Source organism: Sphingobacteriales bacterium, from assembly GCA_016700115.1.
Taxonomy (GTDB): Bacteria; Bacteroidota; Bacteroidia; order Chitinophagales; family UBA2359; genus UBA2359.
In genome coordinates this window covers 1,608,855-1,627,794 of the sequence record CP064999.1, presented here as the reverse complement: position 1 = coordinate 1,627,794, position 18,940 = coordinate 1,608,855, and the positions used below count along the sequence as shown (strand labels likewise).

General features: G+C 42.0%; 9 protein-coding genes. 4 read left to right on the top strand and 5 right to left on the bottom strand.

Annotated elements, in window-relative coordinates; genetic code table 11:
- Window positions 1-56: 56 nt before the first annotated feature.
- The 5 genes from IPM47_05710 to IPM47_05690 form a co-directional block, all read right to left on the bottom strand.
- Complete coding sequence (locus IPM47_05710; GenBank protein QQS30439.1) at window positions 57-1,982, bottom strand: CBS domain-containing protein; 1,926 nt, start codon at window positions 1,980-1,982, stop codon at window positions 57-59.
- A gap of 204 nt (window positions 1,983-2,186) precedes the next feature.
- A complete protein-coding gene (locus tag IPM47_05705) occupies window positions 2,187-12,533 on the bottom strand; it encodes a T9SS type A sorting domain-containing protein (protein QQS30438.1) in 10,347 nt (3,448 codons plus the stop codon).
- Between the two features lie 264 nt (window positions 12,534-12,797).
- A complete protein-coding gene (locus tag IPM47_05700; GenBank protein QQS30437.1) occupies window positions 12,798-13,271 on the bottom strand; it encodes a hypothetical protein in 474 nt (157 codons plus the stop codon).
- 174 nt (window positions 13,272-13,445) lie between these two features.
- The gene (locus IPM47_05695; GenBank protein QQS30436.1) at window positions 13,446-13,628 is read right to left on the bottom strand and encodes a hypothetical protein; all 183 of its coding nucleotides are present in this window, start codon (window positions 13,626-13,628) and stop codon (window positions 13,446-13,448) included.
- Window positions 13,629-13,671: 43 nt separating this feature from the next.
- Window positions 13,672-14,016, bottom strand: a complete 345-nt coding sequence (locus tag IPM47_05690; protein QQS30435.1) for a hypothetical protein — start codon at window positions 14,014-14,016, stop codon at window positions 13,672-13,674.
- A 530-nt stretch (window positions 14,017-14,546) separates the two neighbouring features.
- Here IPM47_05690 and IPM47_05685 point away from each other — a divergent pair.
- The 4 genes from IPM47_05685 to IPM47_05670 all read left to right on the top strand — a co-directional run bounded on the left by IPM47_05685 (window position 14,547) and on the right by IPM47_05670 (window position 18,475).
- Window positions 14,547-15,821: an MFS transporter gene (locus tag IPM47_05685; GenBank protein ID QQS30434.1), complete on the top strand. Its 1,275-nt coding sequence runs from the start codon at window positions 14,547-14,549 to the stop codon at window positions 15,819-15,821.
- A gap of 297 nt (window positions 15,822-16,118) precedes the next feature.
- Window positions 16,119-16,622 (top strand): SRPBCC domain-containing protein, encoded by a 504-nt coding sequence (locus IPM47_05680; protein ID QQS30433.1) that lies wholly within the window; start codon window positions 16,119-16,121, stop codon window positions 16,620-16,622.
- Between the two features lie 423 nt (window positions 16,623-17,045).
- Window positions 17,046-18,005: an NAD(P)-dependent alcohol dehydrogenase gene (locus IPM47_05675; protein QQS31393.1), complete on the top strand. Its 960-nt coding sequence runs from the start codon at window positions 17,046-17,048 to the stop codon at window positions 18,003-18,005.
- A 44-nt stretch (window positions 18,006-18,049) separates the two neighbouring features.
- The gene (locus tag IPM47_05670) at window positions 18,050-18,475 is read left to right on the top strand and encodes an SRPBCC domain-containing protein (GenBank protein ID QQS30432.1); all 426 of its coding nucleotides are present in this window, start codon (window positions 18,050-18,052) and stop codon (window positions 18,473-18,475) included.
- Window positions 18,476-18,940: the final 465 nt, after the last annotated feature.

Genomic DNA, 18,940 nt, shown 5'->3' with positions numbered 1-18,940 from the left:
ACTATTACAAAGTTAATTATTAAAATTTTGATTCGCAATTTTATTCTTTTTGCAAATCAACGTGTTTTGTCATTTGAGTTGTAAATAAGCCTTCCGGCTACTTTAAGATAATCCTGTTCGGTGATAATCCCTAATAGTTCTCCTTTCCTGACCACCGGTAAACATCCAATCCGGTTTTCCTGCATAATTTCGATGGCATATTTTAAGCTTGCATCAGGGTCTATCACAATTGGATTCTCTATCATCAATTCTTTTACAGTGAACTTTTTTTGGTGTTTTGGGTCTGTCAGATAATAATTTTGCAGTAAAAACCTCAAAACAAGTCTTGCCGTTACCAAGCCAATCAGCTTTCCGGAACTATTCTCTACCGGCACATACTTCAAACGTTGCCAGTCCATAATTTCTGCAACCAATTCGATTGCATCGTCTTCAAAAACAGTAAACAAGTCTGTTTGCATAAAGTCTTCTACCAACAAACTGGTCGGATTCCATCCTGCGATTTCGTCCAAGGCTGCCAGTTGCCAATCGTGTACTGCTTCGCCACTTTTTTGACGTTTTACTATTGCAGCAGTAATCGCAGATCGGGCTTCTTCACGCGAGGTGATTTTCAATAGCTTGTTATATGATTTCAATATCCATTGAGATCCGGTTTGACCGGTTCGTATTCTTTCTTCTAAAATTCCCATGTATTTCCCAATATCGTCATCGTCAATTTTTGCTTTTCTCAAACCCTCAATGGCAATTGGAATTAGTTCTTTAAGCAAGTCCGGAGCATGAACTTTTTTCCCTCCTATCCAACTAAAAGTCGTATTTAATCCATTACGGGCTGCCATGATAAAGTTGGCTTTTGCATCTTCAAAATCCAGTACTTTTGTGATGTCCGGATAATAACTATCGAGTGAATTCATCAATCCAAGCCAAAGTGCTGAGTTAGCAATTTCATCTTTAACGGTAGGTCCGGACGGGAAAACACGATTCTCAATTCTCAAGTGTGGCTTGCCATTTGTAATTCCATAACATGGTCGATTCCAACGGTAAACAGTTGAATTGTGAATTTGCAAAGCTCCTAATTTAGGTACTCCTCCTTTTTCCAACACTTCAAACGGATCTTCAACAGCCTCACTACTTGCGAGTAAAACTCTAAAACGCATGATATCTTCCCGGTAAATATCAAGAATTGAGCCTTGTACCCACGAGTTTCCAAACATGACTCTTGCGCTCCTGTTTCGCAAATTATCTCCTATTGTTCGTACATCTATTGATTGTTGAAATAAGGCGATACGTGTTTCGTGCCATAGTCTTTGTCCAAATAACAATGGAGAGTTTGTAGCAACTGACATCACCGGACCTGTAATGGCTTGAGCTATATTGTATTTTCTGACAAAATCATCAGGAGCTACTTGTAAATGTACTTGAAATCCTGTGTTGCAACCTTCAACCAGTATGCTGCCGTGTTTGGTTATTAATTCGTCTATTCCCTGAATCTTTAGTTCTACGTTTTCTCCTCTCAACTCTTTTAAAGCCTCCACTAAAGCTTTATATCTTGGTTTCGGTGTGAGGTAAACTTCGTTCAAATCGTGTTTCCTGACAGTTGGTAAAATACCTGTTAAAATAAGTTGTGCATTAAAGTTGCCGGCTGCTTTGTCTAAAAATTGAATATAACGTCCAATTTCAACTTCCATCTTGCTTAAACATCGGTCGGTAAATTCTTCAGGGTTAATGTTCATTTCAAGGTTAAACTGAGCAAGCTCTGTTGTAAATGCCGGATTATTAGCCTTTTCCAGAACCTGCATATTAAGCATGGCAGGCTTCCAGTTTTTATCTAACAAGCATAACTCTTGCTCAGCGCCAATTCTAACTATATCCGTCTCAAACATTTTATTGTCTAACATATATTCCAATGCTTTGACATCACGAAGTATATGTACTAAAAATTCCTGTAGTTTGGCTTTTTCCGCCAATTTGACTTTATCGCTTCCCATTGAACTGATTTGATTTATTAGAAATCAAATTTAGCATTTTTTCTTTTAGTACATGAAAACCTGACAAAAAGTTCAAAATTTATATTTCTCCAATATACATTATAAAAACAAAAACCCGAAAGGGGTTTTAATCCTTCCGGGCTTTTGTTTTATCAGTTCAAAGTAAGGCCTTGCTTGCGCAAGACCCTACTAATGAGGCAGAAACTATTCTACAACGAACTTAGTAGTAGCTACTTCAGAACCGTTGTTGATAGTTAAGAAGTATGTACCTACGGCATACTGTTTAACATCAACAGTTACGTTGTTTAAGCCTGTCATGGCATCAACATCTTTCGTAGCAACCAACTGACCGGTTACGTTATAGATATCCATACGTACAGAAGCGTTAGCAACTGCGTTGAAGTTTACGTTCAACGTTTCGCGTGCGGGCACTGGGAATACGTTTACGAAACCAAATCCAACCTGACCTCTAACTAAGGTAACAACACCGTGGTTTTCAACGTTGCCATTGAAGTCGGTAGTGCTGAGACGATAGTAGCTTAAACCTGCCGGAGCGTCGGTATGCAAGAAGTTGTAGTTGTTAGTCAACGAAGTAGTTCCGGCACCATCTACGTTAGCAATTACTTTGTAAGTAACGCCATCGGTTGAATGTTCGAGTGTAAAGAAGTCGTTGTCAACTTCAGAAGCAGTCGTCCATTTCAAGAAGTTACCGTTGTCCTGTACAGTTCCGGTATAGCTAACAATTGTTACAGCTACTTTAGAACAAGCTTCGGGGTTTTCATCAATAATTTTGATGTCGCCTGCTGCATCAACAACCGCTACATAGAACGGATCGCCATCTGCTTTGGTGAAGCTGAATGAAGTGTTGCTGTTGATAGTTCCGTTATAATCACCGGTTACAGTGAACGGAGCTACACCACCAAGAATGTTAACATATACAGTGTACTCGGTATTGCTGTTGATACACTCACGATCCCAAATTACGTTTAGAGGAGCACCAACTGAACCAACTGTTAATACTACAGTTGCTGAACTGGTGTATCCAAATTGGTTTTGGATTTCGTAAGTAATCACATCATTACCAATATAACCCGGGTTAGGAATATAGGTGAAGTTACCTGCAGCATCCCAAATGACAGAACCATTGAGCGGCTGGATAACATTGATAACCTGAATACCTAAACCGTAGTCGTTGCCAAGTACGTTGAATGAGATAGGCTCATCTACTAAAGTAGCAGCGAAGTCATTACCGGCACCTAAACCGCAATCAACTTCAGGAATGGTAAGGGTTACAGCAGCAGAACACAAGCTACCATCGCTGGTAACGCTTACAGCTACTACCTGACCGGCAGCAAACGGAGTGCCGCCATTGTCAATAACACCTTCTACATAACCGTTAGCAGTTGCATCGGCATCCCAGAAGAAGTCGAATGGATCGGTCGGTTGAGGAACAACACCGTAAGAACCTGCACCATTGTATTGCGGAGCACCACCGGAGATACGTACTTGAAGTACATAACCACCCAATACGTCATCGCAAACAGGAGTTACTTCGATTACGATATCGCTAACAACGTCAATTGTGATAGGACCAGCTACATCAATTGCACCTGCGGGAGCACCCATAACAATACCCATAATCTCATCAACGGTAGTAACACCGGGAACGATTGAAGGTAAGCCACCTGGGAATGCGGCAAGACAGATATTAGCATACCATACGCGATATTGACCAGATACGCTGATGAATGGGAAGTTACCACTCAAAGAGGTTTGATCAACAACACCGGTAGCATTATTGGTCAATACAAAGATACCGGCATAACCTGCATCCGTATTGTTACCACTTACAAATGCGGTCAAACCATCAGGTGCACAGAATAAACCTGATTGTAAGAGCGACAAGGTACCTGCATCGGCAGCACATTGTGCGGGGCACTCAGATGTACCCGTAGCAACTACTGAACCACAAACACTGCTGTCGTCAACAATTAAGGTATAAACGTCTCCTGAAGGATAGTTACCTACATAAGTATTACCTGCAATAGCCTGACCGTTTACAGTGTAGCTACCACTACCACCAGAGATAGTAAGTGTTACAGTGTATTGGTTATTAGCTGCGCAATCATCTTGTGAAATGCTTTCGCTAACACTGATAGGCTCAAGAACTTCAATGGTTACGCTACCGCTTACACCGCAAGCGCCTGAACCTGCACTGTAGCTAAGTGTATAAGTTCCGGCAGCAGGAGGAGTGAAGGTGTTACCACTTACACCACTACCGCTCCAAGAAGCATCAGGTAAGCTGACAGAAGACAAGCTACATACTGAAGTGGGGATACCACTTGTATTTACTGAACCGGATTGTTCAACTACGATAGTTAATACATCACTGTCAGCACATGCTGTACCACCATTAACTGTATATGTAACGGTGAATGTTCCGGCGGTAGTTGCATTGAATGAACCTGAACCGGTTGAGAATGTACCACCAGCGGGGCTAGCTAAAGCAGCCAAGTCAATCACATCACCTGTACAAGCGTTAACAGAAGAAGTTGACCATGCAGCGTTATCGCCAGGTAAGATGGTTATTTCTTGTTGACGGACAGTTTGGTTAGCAATATCCAAACAAGCTAAGTCATCTGTTACGTCATCAGCTTCAATTTGGTTGTAGTTGGTGGTGTTATAGTTCACCTCTACATCCATAATGTTGTTGTTATACAACCATTCGGGGCTTAATTGCCAGAAAGGATTATCCCAGTCTTCGGTGTTCAATGTAACCGGACCGTTGGTAATGTTTGTTCCGAACGAAGGAGCGTGTTGGTTTGCACCACCTTGATCCAAGTTAGAATAGAAGTTACCGGTAGGAGTACACTGACGATAGTTAATGATAACACGGATGCTAACATTAAAGGTAGAAGGCTCAACAATTAAGTTGCGGCAAGTATCTTCCTGGAATTGAATAACGTTACCTTCATAGATATAAGCAGACAGATCGCTAACCGTATAAGTGGTTTTAGCAGAACCGGTGCATTCACCTACATAGCAGTCATTATCCAAAGCGTCTTCACCATTACCATCGAAGAATGCAGTTTCCCACAATCCATCGTTAAGGTCTTGAATACCGGGAGCAGATAACTCGTCGGTTGGTGAAGGTTGGAATGGCTCGTTGCAATCAAAGTTGTAACCATAAGGCTGACCTGTGTAGTCAACGTTGTTGTCACCACCGTTACCGAGTTGATACGGGAATGCATCAATGAATTCACCACGGATACAAGCGTTATCCAAAACAGATGCACAGTTTTCGCAAATTTCACCCGGCTCATAAGCCCAGCTCAAATCGCCGATGTTACAAATGTTGCTGTTCCAGTTGGTATCGTCATGAATATCCCAATCGCCGGTTGAACCTGATTGAACAGTTGAAGAGTTGCAGTTACCAGAATTAACCGTATAAGTATAAACCTGGAAGTCGCCTGCATTACCGGTACCGATAGTTACAACAACCGTATGGCTGGTGATAACCGCATCGTTGGGTAATTCAGTATTACCTGTAAGGTCAAGAGTAACGGTGTAACGATCGTTAAACCAATTTTCATCTGCAGTACAGTTATAGTATCCGATTGAGTTACTGTAAGCTACATCTTCAACTACGAATGCTTCAGCTCCACAAGCAGGAACAGTAAATGCACCACCGTTGAATACGATTACCCAAATTGAACTTTCAGGAGTATCGCAACCGCAAGCTGCAGTTTGTACTTCAGAAGGAAGTTGGTTACAGTGTACTAATTGAAGTGTTCTTTGGTCACCACCGCTTTCAGAACTTTGAGTGGTGTCAATAACAGCAGAGTTTAATTGCTCGAATGGACCATAAGCCAATGAGAAACCTTCTTTGTCGTAAACGCAAAGGTCACCACCCCAGCTAATGAATTCAAGAATTTCGCCGGTACATTTGTTCCACAAACCAACACCACCAACGTTGTCGGGGACATTGACAAGCGGGAACCAACGTGAACCTGCACCTGCAGTTTGGCTACATTCTGTTGCACGTTCCCATGGGAAGTCAGTTGCATCAAGAGCAACATCACCAAGGTCATATAAGCCGTTGTTGTTAACGTCTTCGAACAGACCACCTGTAACAGGCTCATTGCCTAAACCAAACCATTGAGTTGGGTTCACACCAATAGGAGCTGGTACATAACCTGTATAGTAAGGAACACCGCTGATTGCAGCGTTATTACCACCAAATATGTAGTTGTTGAACGTAGGAGCATACAAGATTCTACCTGCTGGCGGGTTGGTGTTATCATTATCAATTGTACCATACAATTGCATGAAGTTGCCCTGAGCTACATTGGTTTGATGTAATAATCCATCAGGACCAACATAAGTAACGTTTACACCGATACCATTTGCTTCGTTATCGGGTAAGATGTTTTCTCTGAAGAACGCCAATTGATAGCAAGATAAGTCAGTTCCTACCGGAGCAGAAATTTCAATACCTTCACAAATCCACAATTGGTTGTAAGCATCGTCTGCGTTAGAAGGAGTGTTCAAACCTGCGTAGAAGTTGTAAAGGATACAGTGATCATCAGCAGCGTTGGCTGCTTCGTTGCTGGCATCAGTTCCAACTTGTGTTACACCGTACTGAGCATACCATTGATAGTGAATCTCAGACAAATAAGGAGCAGGCATGTTTTCTTCCAAAGTAGTGTCTAATGAAGCTTCGAAAGAACCTGTTCTTGTATAGGGCTGGATATAATGTACTTCGTCATTGATGAGGTCAGTCAAGCTGAATTCACCAGAGTTAGCACATACAGGGGCTTCGGGAGCACTCCATTGGTCTTCGATATCCATCAAGATGGTTAAGTAGAAGATACCTTCGGTTGAACCACAACTGGTTGAAGTAGGAGGAACCTGATAAGCGAACGGAAGGGTATAAACAGGATTTGCACAGTTGAAATGTACAATTTCCTCGTCTAAGTTTGACAATCCACCGGGTTCATTATCCACTTCAAATTCTTCGATTTCAAACGGAGTGTAACCGTTGAATTTGCAACCGTTGGGGTGGTTGGTGTTTTGACCAACGTTTTGACCAACAGCAAATAACTGCCAGCACAAACGCTCAAGTCTGAACATATCACCATTGGGTGCAATGTAGTTATAGTAGTAGTTATCACCACCTAATGCGCTAAGACCGAAGTTAATAACCCCTGCGTTACCGCCTGTTCCACCACTTTGACCGGCAGCGTTACCCTGGAAGGTGCTGTACGGCGGGGTGTCATCATAAGCTAACTGAGGATCAGTAACATTGGGAACTTGCCAGCAAGCGTTGGTGAATTGAACTGAACGGCTGTTACCGCCATTGTCAACTACACCCAAGTCAACAGATACCATAGTACCTGCAGGACCGTTACATGCAGAGAAGATACCTAAGTTGGTATTTCCTTCTAAACCGTAACCAACAAACTGAAGTACATCGTCGTTGTTTCTCCAGTCAATTTCACGGGTCAGGAAGTGTAAGAAGTCTAAAGAACCGGCAGACATTGCGTCAAACTCTTCGTTAGAGTAACCTAAACGCCATGCAGCCTGACGAATATTGACCAAAGCAAGACCGGCAGGACCAGCTTGAACATCAATAATCGGGTCGTAAGCAACAGCACCATAAGCGATACCGTTAGAAGCCGCAACAGTTACGTTGTCAGAAATAACATCAACATCGTCAATGGGTGCGCCATCAGGCTCACCATCAGGATGCCAGTTATAGCTGGGACCGCCGTTGGCAACAACAACACCTCTATAGTCGGTGTGATATAAAGGATCGGGTTGACGAACGCCATTGGGTACGTTACCAACTTCGTAGTTCAAACGCATAATACCATACAAACGACCGCTTGCTTTTCCGGTGTTTACACCACCGTCAACATCTACGTTACCATAATCGGTATTGTCGGCTGAATTGGTACGCTCATAGAAATAAATAGCATAGTCAGAAAGGTCAGTACCTTCTGCAGCCATTACCTCTACATATTCCATTGCGTTAGAAGAAGCGTCATACTCTACCTCAGAGATGAACGGAGGAACAGTACCCATTGTGAAAGTACCACCATTGATTACACCGCTTCCGCTGGGTAAATATTGAGTAAGGTTGATATGAGAACCATTGCCGGCTGATTGGCAAACGAAACCATAAGATTCAACCTGAACATCTTCGGGAGCAAATACTTGTAATGCTTCAGTATCGCTTACCTGACAAGTTCCATCACCAACAGTATAGGTAATATAAACTACCTGAGTAGTGCCGGGAGAAGTATATTGATTACCGTTAACAGTACCTGCAGAAGCCGTAAACGTACCACCGGTAGTGGTGTTGGGCGTTAAGAAAGTAGAAAGGTTAAAGGTTTGATCAGTACATACGTAGCTGGGTAAATCGAAATCGGCATTAGCCTGGCTAACAACCGTAATCGTGAAGGTAGTAGATGCAGAGCAAGTAGTACCTGCCTGACCGATTGTGTAAGTAACAGAAACAGTTCCGGGAGTACCGGTTGCTAAAAGCACACCACCTACTACCTGACCAGAAGCACTGCTACCACTGAATACGCCACCCAATGAAGATGAACCATCTACAAACTGAGTAAGGTTAGTGATAGAGCCCGTACAAACTGTACCATCATGTGAAACGGCAACAGGAGTATTAACTACTGCTACTTCCAAAGAATAGGTATCAGAGCACAAACCGTTGGTTAACGAATAAGTCAAGGTATATAAGCCTGTAGGAGTACCTGCAGTTACATCAACCTGACCTCCGTTTACAGTTACTACACCAAGTAAAGTACCTGACCATGTTCCACCTGCTTCAACAGGAGTTACTGTATAGCTTGAACCGGTACAAACAGTTTCGGGGAAACTGAAAGTTGCATCGGGTTGACGATAGATAGTCAATACATTACAATCTTGTCCACCGCCACAAGTTGGGTCAGTACCTACATTGTAGCAAATAGAAACAGGAATGAAGTCATAAGAACCATCAGCGATAGCTGTAGCAGCAGCACAATTAGCCTGAGCGGTATTGTTTGCTGAAATAGCGGCTTGCCATGCGTTGAAAGCATCAGCAGCAGCAGTAGCTAAAGCAACGTTGCCGGGATCTGCGGCAGATGCAGCAGCAGCAGCATCGTAAGCAGCTTCGGCAGCAGCCTCGTCAGCAGCAGTTCCGTCAGCAACAGCACAAACAGCAGCAGCGATGTTGGCAGCTTCTGCAATTGTAGCATCACGTACACCACAAACATCAATGATATCGCCACTTACAAATTGATTGTAATCAACTGTGGGAAGAGCAGGACCACCAGGCACCTGAGCACCACCGGGATAACCAAACGAAGCAAAGAATTCACCTGCGTTAAAGTTGAAACCGGGAGCAAATGTACCTCCAATCATAGAAGTCAAATCAAACTGACAGTCATCATCTTCTTCACAAGCCTCAGCTTCGGTTAATGCGGGATCAAAACTTTCAACAACCCAGAATGCATGGGTTTCAGTACCGTTGCAGTATTCGTCACCGATCAACTGGCAACCGTACATGATTTGAGTAATTTCGATTTCGCTGATTTCTTCCAAATCAGTGGCATCAAATGTCCAGTTACCATTACCTTGATAGTAAACACCGGCAGCAATTTCGCCGTCGCCATCCACTAAGCCGTCACCGTTTTGGTCATAAGGCAAAGGTAAGGTGTAGGGATTTGAGTTAGCATCGAAGAATTCATGTGTGTTGGCACGATATTCACCAATGGTATAAGTAACGGTTACTGAAATTGAGATATTCCAGTTAGCACTGTTTGAGTTTACAGTCAAAGTGAAGGGGAAACCTTGGCACTCATCAGAAATCAAACCACCTGCACGAACGATGTCGCACCAGTCAAGTATGGTAGAACCATCAGGAGTGATGACACCAGAAACCGGAAGACCTGTAGCAGGATCAATGAAACCAGACTCAAGACCAAAACTGTGAATAATAGTGCTGTTACCGCAAAGACCGGTACCATCGCCATCGTTGTTATCATCAGAACCATCGAATGCTGCAGCATCCTCAATGTTGTTCAAACCGAAGTGGTCATTACCACCGGCTAAACCAGAGTTGCCTACTGCATCGGGGTCATTACCGGGACCTACGTTCGGTCCGCAAGCAGCATCACTCCATGACATTACTGAAATCGCTCCACCGGGACCGGCAGTAACGTTTAATGAGTTGATATCACCTTGTGATGTAGGTTGTGTACCTTCATAAGCAATAGAGATTTCGAGGTTCTCGATAATTGCCTGATCAGGAATGCCGGTAAATGAAACAGCAACACTTTGAGTACCGGGAGCTGCAAAAGCAGGTGAGGTAAGCGATTGAGTTTGAGTTTCGATTAGCGGACCTACACATGAAAGAGCGTCCAAATCATAAGCACCATACAATTCGAGTACGGGAGTAGGTTGAACTGCACATCCGTTAGGAGTTGGCAAATCGGGACCACCGGTTACATAGAACGGGTCGTTCAAAGAAGGATCTACATTAAATGAACCATCAGTACCGGCACCTTCGCAGATAATCGGACCAAGTTCTTCGTTACAATTCCAATCAGCTTCAGGAGCTACCTGAACAGTAATAACCGCTTGATCGCAGAACTCACAACCGATAGCAGGATCACCACCGCAATAAGTAATGTTGAATACCTGAGTTCCACCGGGACCGGTAGTAACTGTAATTTCAGCACCTGCAATGGGGTTGCCGTTAACAGTGAACACACCACCGAAATCGGTAGCGGGGTCAAGTTGCGGAAGGTTGGGGAAGATGAACAAGAGGTCAATCAGGTTCAATACATCACCGGTTACCTGGCAAAGTTCCAAATCTTCGCCCAATTGCGGGTCAAAGTCAGGATATACTTCGATAGCGAAAGGATAAGTAGTGGGGCAATTGGTATAACCAACTGTTACGTTAATCACATGAGTACCTACGCCTGCAACTGCGGGATCGAAGGTAGCCTGACCTGTACCGTTGTTGAGGTCGGTTACACCGGGACCACTCCAACTGATATAGTCGTTCAATTCGTTGATTACATTACCCGGGTCAAGTCCCTGAAGACCTGCAGCGGTAAAGTCGGCATCAATATTGGCAATACCGTCAGAAACTAATGTTTGAACATCACCGCCTACGCAGATAGAAGTCAATACGTTGGTTACCTGAACATCAGCAATAGAGAATACGGGCAATACATACACTACTTTTTCAGTACAAGAAGTACAGTTACCTGCATTAAATGTAATACAATAAGTAATAGTATGACGACCGGGACCTGCTACGAAAGGATCGAAAGTAGCGGTTCCGTTAGGTCCGTTTACGATAGCACCTGCAACGGGGAACGAAGCAAACGTACCGAAAGCGGGAGCTAAGGGGTTGGTGGTGTTGGCATCGGCAAACAAGGTAAGGATAGGATCATCTTCACACAAGGTACCACCGTCAACTCCGTCAAATTCGGTATTGGGGGTATCAAAGTTGCCTTCAACAGCTACAATACAACCGCTTGCATCCTGAATAAGAACTTGCCAGGGTTGGTTGGCGTTGACTAAGAAGGGGAAGGTTCCTCCCAATACTGCCGGATCCCAGTAAAGTCCAAATGGGTCAATTCCAAAATCAAAAGCATCGCCTTGAGCAAGGAAGCCGTTAGCAATACCGGGGTAGTTGAAACCACCTACTGCATAAATGCCTACACCCAAAATTTTGTAAGGGCCAAGGCCGCCAAAAATATTTACGGAAGTAGTGGCTTGCTCAACACCGGTGAAGGGGTCGGGCGTGCCAAGACAGTTGTAGCCTAAGCCATCGGGGGCTATAGCATCCAATGTGCAGGTAGCCAATGAAGGAGCGCTTGCCTGAACTACAACGGAAAAAGTTCCGCCATAGAAGCTACCATCACCACCGGCAAAGGGTCCTGCTGTAAAATTATAAGTACCGGCAATAGGCTGACCGGCACCATCTACAGGAACAATTGCGGAGAAGTCAAGGAAAACTAAGGGGTTAGCAAACGAATCGTCGGTGTTACCAACACAAGCTATCCCTGTTTCAAACTGGAACAACTCGCCGCAGTCATTTTCCCAGGCTTCATAGCTGAAGGTGTAGCCTGTTGCCAATGCTGCACCTACGTTTTGGCCTACATTAATGAGCGTAAGCCCAATGAGGTCATTAATAGGAGTGCCCCCATTGTAGTTTGCAACATAACTACCTGTGTTAGGAAATGCACCGGGAGGCAATGGATAAGCATGTCCGGCTACAATAAATCCGAATTCACCGTTTGATTCCGATGAAAGAGGGATTCCTGCACAAACATTAATATCAATAGCACAGTCAGCTTCCGGATAATTCCACGTGAGGTTTGTGACATTCACCCCAATCGTGTAATTAGCAGTAGCCGGCTGGGCAACAAGAGTGGTAGTATAATTACTACCGATGACGAATGCAATTAGGAGGGCAAAAAGATATTTTGCCCCTGCACGCCATGTTTCCGTCCGTACTGTTTTTTTCATGTTAAACAATTTTTATTCGGGAATTAGTTAACTTTTTTTCGTAAGTTAGTGATTAATTAATAAATAATTCAAATTTGTGTCTGTAATTTGTTCATTTTTCTCATTAAACGGCGCAAAATTAAAGAACATCCTTCAATTTTCACACCAATTTTTCATCCGAAATGCAAAGTAAAGGAAGAAATTTTGATTTTGCGTCTGTCCTGCTCAAAAAATGTACAATTTACATGGTTATGGGTTAAGAAAAAAACTGGTCTGATACCGGTTTTATTTGCAGTTTTGAGTAGCTGTTCCGAACATGCTTTTTATCAGGTTCTTTTCATCATTAGTAAGCCCCATAGATGTATCATTCATCACAGCATCCAATTCTGATTGAACTTTTTCCTGACAGGCTTTAACTTCGCTGTTACTTCCTTTGCAGGCGCAATATTTTCCGGACATCATTTCAGCAAATTCCAATATTCTTTGTTGACGTATAATCGGTTCATTCGCTTTTTCCCTGTCTTCGGCTGCTTTAATATCTTCGGGGCTTCGCCGAAGTTTAACGCTTCCATACTCAGTTTTATAGGTATTCGTATCTCCGGCTTCTATAGGTTGACCGGGTTTTAATGTCTTCTCAACAGTTTCCTTGCTTTGCACCTGTCCGTTTTTTGAATCAAGTGCCTGCTTGTTGCTGTTACATGCGTTAATGACAAACAACCATACGATTGAGATAAGCGGCAGAACAAATTGTCGTTTCATAATAGTGGTTAGAAACATGAGTTTTCAGAGTTGTGATTTTTGAAATGATTTTTTTGTTTTTTTCTTTCGGGTCGGCCATAATGGCATCATTACTGTGTGTTCAGACACCTTAGAGGAGTATTCAACAGCAATATTGCCGTTAAATACTCCCTTCAGATGTTAGCGCGATTTAGACTATTGACCGCCGGCGGTCGTGTCAGCCTTTGCTGCAGCAGTAGTATCAGCAGCTTGGGTTGTCGTAGTCGTTGTGGTTGTCGTAGTCGTCGGTTCTTCTGTTTTGGTGTCTGCAGGTTTACTCTCTCCGCTGCAGGCAGAAAAGAAAGCAACTGTTGCGAGAACAAGTAGTAACTTCTTCATTGTTGGTTGTTTTAAAAATTTATTAAAAATGGGTAGGACAATTTTATTTGCAAGATTTTATTCCTTCATTATAAGTAGCTTCAAAAGCATCTTTTTCTGCTCCTTTCAACACTGCAGTAATTTGATTTACTGCTCCCAATACTTGCCCTTTACATTCTTTCCGAGAGGTTTCTGCCACCCGCTCAGAACATTTACAATACACACCTGCAAGTTGTACAGCCTGGTTCACGATATCTTGCGCTCTTTTTGCTTTGTTGGCAGTAGCTGTCGAATCTGCACTGCTCATCTTTGGCTGCTCATTTTGCCCTGATTTGCTCCCTTCTTCGCTGCATGAAGTTTGCAACACAACCATCAATATAAAAATTCCAAAAAAGATATTTTTCCTCATCAATCGGATTACTTATTACAAATTCGGGCTGCAAGATACGGACATTTCTAAAAAATGTGCGCATCTTACCATTATATTATTTTGTTGTTATGGTAATTAAGTATTGTTTTGACTTATTTCTAAAGCTGAATCACGGCGCAAAGCTAAATACGTTTTTGGTTATTCAGTAATCATTTTCTAAAAACGATGTTTTTTTTACAAATAACTTACTTATTTCCGGGCATCTGTTGTTAAACTTTACTGTTAAAGAGCACGAATACCTGACTTTTTCAATGAACAGACTAAAACGGCTTTTTCTTAGGATTTTAAAAGGACTAAGTATTGTATGCTTTTATTTTATAGCCTCCATCTCTAAATAGCGGAATATCCAACAGTTTTGCAGCAATAAATATGCCAAAAAAACAGATTGCCTTCTTACTCTCGTTGCATTTTATTTCCATGCCTGAGTAACCCTTTTTAATAGATGGTCATCTGAAAATTCATGAGTTCCGGCATTTTAAAAAGTTTAACTTTGCCGCCAAAATACCGGTTTGAAAAACAAGTCCGCTATCCTGCGATTATTTGCCGCCAATACCATTTCAGGAGCAGCACAGGGCATCAGTATGTTGGCAGTGCCCTGGTATTTTGCCGATGTGCTTCAAAAAATTTCGCTGTTCAACGCTATCTATGCTGTTGCCACCTTTATTTCTTTGTTTTGGGGATTGTATGCAGGCACATTGATAGACCACTACAGTCGTAAAGGAATTTTTTTGGCCGAAAACATGGCCGGTGCTTTAGTCCTGTTGAGCATTGCACTCACCGGATATATTTGGGGTAGTCTGCCGGTGCCATTGGTGGCATTGGTTTTTTTGACGACATTTTTTAATTACAATATCCATTACCCCGCGCTTTATGCTTTTGCACAGGAAATCAGCAGCCGTCAGGATTATTCCCGGATTACTTCCTACCTCGAAATTCAGGGGCAGTTTACCAACGCCCTCGCCGGTGGTTTGGCCGCTCTGCTTCTGACCGGAATTCCACAAGGTGATTACAATTTTGCAGGTTATACCTTATATATACCGTTCACCATCAAAAAATGGAGTCTGCACCAAGTGTTCCTGCTCGACGGACTGACTTACTTAGTTTCTTTTCTACTCATCTTAACCATCAAATATACTCCTCAATCTAACCGGCATCCCGAAAACCTTTCGATCAAAGAGCGGTTCAAAATCGGCATCGGCTTCCTAAATAAGAACCCGCTCGTTTTTTTATTCGGCAATTTTTCCTACTTTGTTTTTGTAACAACCATGGTGCTCAATTTTGTACTCATGCCCAACTTTGTCAAAAACTATCTTCACGCCTCAGCCGATGCTTATGCCATCGGGGATGTGGCTTTTGCAGTAGGTGCTATTGTGTCTGGTCTATTTGTGGCAAAACTTTTTTCCCAAAAAGCAACGGTGAAAGGCAATATTCTGATGGCCTTTTTGTCGGCTTCTGCTTTCTGCATTCTGATTTTCAACAGGCAGGTCGGCATTTACTACCTGATGGCATTTTTGTTGGGGCTTGCCAACGCCGGTGCGCGAATTATGCGTGTAACTTACCTGTTCAACCATATTCCCAACCAGATTATCGGACGCACTTCCAGCGTTTTTCAGGTAATTAATGTATTGATGCGATTCGGCTTTATCGGATTGCTTTCCGGCACTTTCTTTGTCAACCATATTCAATACTCCTTCCTGATAATGGCAGCACTTTGTATCGCCTCAGCTTTGGCTTTAGGCCTGTTCTACCGCAGGCTGATTGAACTGGAAACCACCAATGATTAACATTTTCTGAAATTCAGACATCAGGCTTAAAACTACAGGATTTCATAGATACTTTAGCCTTTATCCTTAAAGTATTGTCCGATTACCTCCCCTCTGAAAATTTTTTTTAATGAAATGTTGTGCAACCGAAATGTTGCACTTATATTTGCAACCAATTAGTTGCTGAAAGCATTTTTTCAAATTTTTAAGAAGAAATGAAAAAAAATACCGGTTTGATAGCGTATTCCCGGTAAAAGTGTGCAGCGTTTTTTAATCAATCTGACAACATATATTCCACTAACTCAAATTTTTTTAAAAATGAACACTGAAAACAAAACACAGGTTACAAAGGATTTAGCCAATAAATCCATCTTGATTTCGCGGGAATTTAATGCCTCGCTAAAAACCGTTTGGCGCGCTTTTACAGAAAAAGAAATATTGGATCAATGGTGGGCACCGAAACCATGGAAAGCAGAGACTAAGTTTATGGACTTTATCGTTGGCGGATATTGGATGTACGCCATGGTGGGGCCGGATAATACCAAACATTGGGCGCGGGCTAATTTTTTAGCGATTTCCCCACTCGTCAGTTTTGAAATAGAGGATGCCTTTTGTGATGAAGAAGGAAATGTAAACACAGCATTGCCTTTATCTACATGGCTCAATACATTTATTGAAACAAAAACAGGAACAAGAGTAGAAGCCAAACTAATTTTTGCCACAGAAGAAGATTTGCTGAAATTGGTTGAAATGGGCTTTGAAGAAGGATTCTCAATGGGGCTGAACCAACTCGAAGAATTGTTGAATCAGTTTGAAATTTAAAGCATCAAATTCTAAAAAAGGATTTTAAAAAAGGAAATAATAATTAAAGTGCCTTAGCGCGTTAATTATTATTTCCTTTTTTTGTTGTTAGTTACTGAGTCAGAGAAAAGGATTTTCAATAAAAAAAGAAATTTATCCTGAATTATAAAAGAAAAAGATTTTCAGGATTTAAACTTTCTTTTTAAAATCTTTTATTTGTCAATTCTGTTTCTGAAAACATTGTTTTTTCTCTCAAACCCTCTCATCTGGCAATTTGGCGTTCACAAAACCGGAAATATTTTTGATTCTTGTCAGAATTGATGTAAATTTGAACACTGTTGCAAAAAAATATTTAATCAGGCTGTGCTGAGAAAATCTGCATAAGGTTCTGACTAAATGATGTGATTCTTCTATAAAATTTAGCGCTATATGGAAAACGGAAAAATGAAAGCAGTGGTTTACAGGAAATACGGAGCACCGGATGTTTTGGAACTAACAGAAACAGATATGCCTGAAGTTGGCGATCATGATGTTTTAATCCGGATCAAAGCAACGGCCGTCAATTCGGGAGACTGCCGTTTGCGGAAGGCTGACCCTTTTTTAGTACGCCTATTATTTGGGTTGTTTAAGCCCCGCCTACCGGTACTCGGTGTTGTCTTTGCGGGAGATGTGGTTAAAACCGGCAATTCGGTAACACTTTTCAAAGAAGGGGACAAATTGTTTGGTTTATCGGACACTAAAATGGGGACTTATGCCGAATATATCAGCCTTCCGGAATCTGCCGTAATGGCAAAGATGCCGGGTAATGTTAATTATGAAGAAGCCGCCTCAATCCCTTTTGGCGGACATACTGCACTCTATTTTTTAAAGAAGGCAAATATTCAGTCCGGACAAAAAGTTTTGATTTACGGTGCTTCAGGGGCAGTAGGTTCTGCTGCTGTACAGATTGCAAAATACTTTGGAGCCTCGGTTACCGGTGTGTGCAGTACCGGAAATATTGATTTAGTCAAATCATTGGGAGCCGATAAAGTTTTGGATTATACCAACAAAGATGTTGCGTATCTCGGTTTTATGTTTGATATTATCTTCGAAACAGTAAATAAAGTTTCAGTTACAAAAATCAGCAAACTGGTCAAAAAAGATGAAGTGTTGATTTTAGGTTCTGCCATGTTTATCGAAGCCCTCCAAGGATTTTGGGTTTCTTTAACCCAAGGCAAAAAAGTCATTATGGGTGAAGCAAAAGCGACTGCCGAAGATATGGTTTTTTTAAAAAAACTGGTAGAAGGTGGTTTCCTGAAACCGGTGATTGACAGAAAATTCCGGTTAGATCAAATCACACTGGCCCATACTTATGTGGATTTAGGACATAAAAAAGGAAATGTAACCATTGAAATGCCCGGATAAAAAAGGAATCTAAATAAAGCTTTTCAATTTAAACCTGATTAAAAATGCAATCCGATTTCAAATCTGTTTATGAAACCACCGTCAATGCCCCTGTTGAAAAAGTTTGGGAGGCCTTGACAAATCCTTTAATTGTAAAACAATATTTCTTTGGTTCAAATCTGGAAACCGATTGGGTAGTTGGCAACCCGATTTACTTTAAAGGGGAATACAACGGCATGGCTTATCAGGACAAGGGAATCGTTTTGGAGTTTGAACCACTCCATAAACTCAGCTTCAGCTATTTAAGCAATTGGAGCGGGCTACCCGATAAGCCGGAAAATTACCTCTTTGTGCAGTATGAAGTTTTTGATCTGAAAAACCTCACAAAACTCGTAATTACCCAATCCAATTATGACGAAACACGAGCAAAACATTCAGCCTCTAACTGGGAAAATGTGATTGACGGTTTGAAAAAAATTCTGAATTCCTGACAGAATTTGGCTGTCTGCGGTTCCTTTCTGGGGTGATTCCATGTTGGTAGAGACAAGGCATGCCTTGTCTCTACAACCGTTATTCCGAAACCGCCATTCCTAATCTGATTATTTTTATACCATCAACCTGAATTCTGACATTGGCATCCCCACACAACGAATATACCTTTATGCCTTTCATACATTTGCATGTTTAATCTAAAAACGGGCTTTCTATTGTTCAGATTTTAAATTCCAAAAATATAAATCTCAAATTCGTCCTTTGCAATACTATTTTGCAGGTCAACAAAGCTTTATTGCCCCTCTGAATTGTCTTATAGTACCCCTGCAATGAACCTTCGCACCCCTGCATCACTTTAAATCACCTCTACATAGACTTATTGCACCCTTGCAGTAAACTGATACACCCCTGCAATAAACCATTGTACCTCTGCAATGAACCACTGAACCCCTGCAACACTTTAA

Excerpts from the sequence above, each read along its gene's own strand:
- IPM47_05710 (QQS30439.1), bottom strand. The coding sequence starts at position 1,982 with ATGGGAAGCGATAAAGTCAAATTGGCGGAAAAAGCCAAACTACAGGAA.
- IPM47_05705 (QQS30438.1), bottom strand. The coding sequence starts at position 12,533 with ATGAAAAAAACAGTACGGACGGAAACATGGCGTGCAGGGGCAAAATAT.
- IPM47_05700 (QQS30437.1), bottom strand. The coding sequence starts at position 13,271 with ATGAAACGACAATTTGTTCTGCCGCTTATCTCAATCGTATGGTTGTTT.
- IPM47_05695 (QQS30436.1), bottom strand. The coding sequence starts at position 13,628 with ATGAAGAAGTTACTACTTGTTCTCGCAACAGTTGCTTTCTTTTCTGCC.
- IPM47_05690 (QQS30435.1), bottom strand. The coding sequence starts at position 14,016 with ATGAGGAAAAATATCTTTTTTGGAATTTTTATATTGATGGTTGTGTTG.
- IPM47_05680 (QQS30433.1), top strand. The coding sequence starts at position 16,119 with ATGAACACTGAAAACAAAACACAGGTTACAAAGGATTTAGCCAATAAA.
- IPM47_05675 (QQS31393.1), top strand. The coding sequence starts at position 17,046 with ATGAAAGCAGTGGTTTACAGGAAATACGGAGCACCGGATGTTTTGGAA.
- IPM47_05670 (QQS30432.1), top strand. The coding sequence starts at position 18,050 with ATGCAATCCGATTTCAAATCTGTTTATGAAACCACCGTCAATGCCCCT.